Raw genomic sequence first — 1,170 nt, 5'->3', positions numbered from 1 at the left:
ATATCATTAATAATTACATTTTTTAACTTTTGATATGAAATCATTTCCTGAAAACAATTCTATATGGAACAGAGATCTCACAACTGAAGATTTAGATCAATTTTATTAATTAAATAAAGTTGCAGAATTTTAAAAATGACCTAAACATACTAAAATACAGGTCCATGAAAATTATGTGTATTTTTTCTATACCTTATTCTTTACTTTTCTGCCATACCTTTGCTGTATTACCAAATGTAATATGATAAAGTTCTTTGACTTCACTTTGGGTTAGTTCATTGGCTTTTTTGTTAAGCATTGCATGAATTCGTATTTGTTCAACTTCTTCTGTTATTATATCTTCTTCATCATACCAAGAAGCGTATAATTCGGCATGCTCCCTATAGTGTTTAAAAACGATATTGGGTACGGTTTGATCAAGCTTTGAAACGTATTGGGTCTTCCGTTCCAACTGGTCGAGTAAGAGCTTATTAATTCTCTCATCTTCAAGCATGGTTTCAATATCTTCTTTTTTATAAGTCCTATTCCTCATTTCTATTTTTTCATAACCGAATTTTTCAAAGTATTTGTATAGACGTCTTCTTGGTATTAAATGTTTGTAACTGTCGTCTTTATCTAATTGTGCAAGTACTTGTTCTGAATACCAATCTTGTCCGTACCTCATCATCTTATCAATCAAGACTTGGATTTCTCTTATTGTAATAAATATATGACTCATTCCTTTCTTTTCAAAGCATACCATACACACGTTCGGGGCACAATATCCAAATCTATAATAGGCCCCGGTAAGGGTCTTTAATTAGGTATTTAAGACTGTTATTATAGGTTTAAGTTAAATAAAAGGATTTAACTTAAACCAAAGGGCACACTTCAGCCGGCGAAGTGTGCCTCAAAAATACAGAAAGATGCATTCTTAAATAACGCAAAACAAAAATAAGAAAAGGAAGTAGATAAAATGGGAACTAATTTAAATGGAAGCTATATTTACACTCGAAACGAAACCGATATTGATGCATTGTTTAATCCAAAATCAAAAGCTTGGATCATTGAGGACAAAGATACAGACGTCGCCCGTAAATTCGATTTTGATGATGTCGCTCAAAAGACAACAGATAACATCATTGGCTTTGATGTTACTTTGACTTGTATTGCCGATGTAACGAATTATTC

General features: G+C 31.8%; 2 protein-coding genes. One reads left to right on the top strand and one right to left on the bottom strand.

Translation table 11 applies throughout. The annotated features are described in order from the left end of the window. Positions 1 to 193: 193 nt before the first annotated feature. Positions 194 to 742, bottom strand: coding sequence for a hypothetical protein (locus tag AX762_RS12275; RefSeq protein WP_177244118.1), 549 nt, complete (start codon positions 740 to 742; stop codon positions 194 to 196). A 213-nt stretch (positions 743 to 955) separates the two neighbouring features. On the opposite strand from AX762_RS12275, the gene AX762_RS12270 reads away from it, so the two are divergent. Beyond that, a partial coding sequence (locus tag AX762_RS12270; RefSeq protein ID WP_143139373.1) for a hypothetical protein occupies positions 956 to 1,170 on the top strand: 215 nt, incomplete at its 3' end.

The sequence above is a fragment of the Alkalibacterium sp. 20 genome, assembly GCF_001885615.1.
In the GTDB taxonomy this organism is placed as follows: Bacteria; Bacillota; Bacilli; order Lactobacillales; family Carnobacteriaceae_A; genus Alkalibacterium.
The sequence above is the reverse complement of the archived record's forward strand: the minus strand, read 5'-3'. Positions and strand labels throughout refer to the sequence as shown.

Bases quoted from the DNA above. Each gene is read 5' to 3' on its own strand.
- AX762_RS12275 (WP_177244118.1), bottom strand. From the start codon at position 742: ATGGTATGCTTTGAAAAGAAAGGAATGAGTCATATATTTATTACAATA.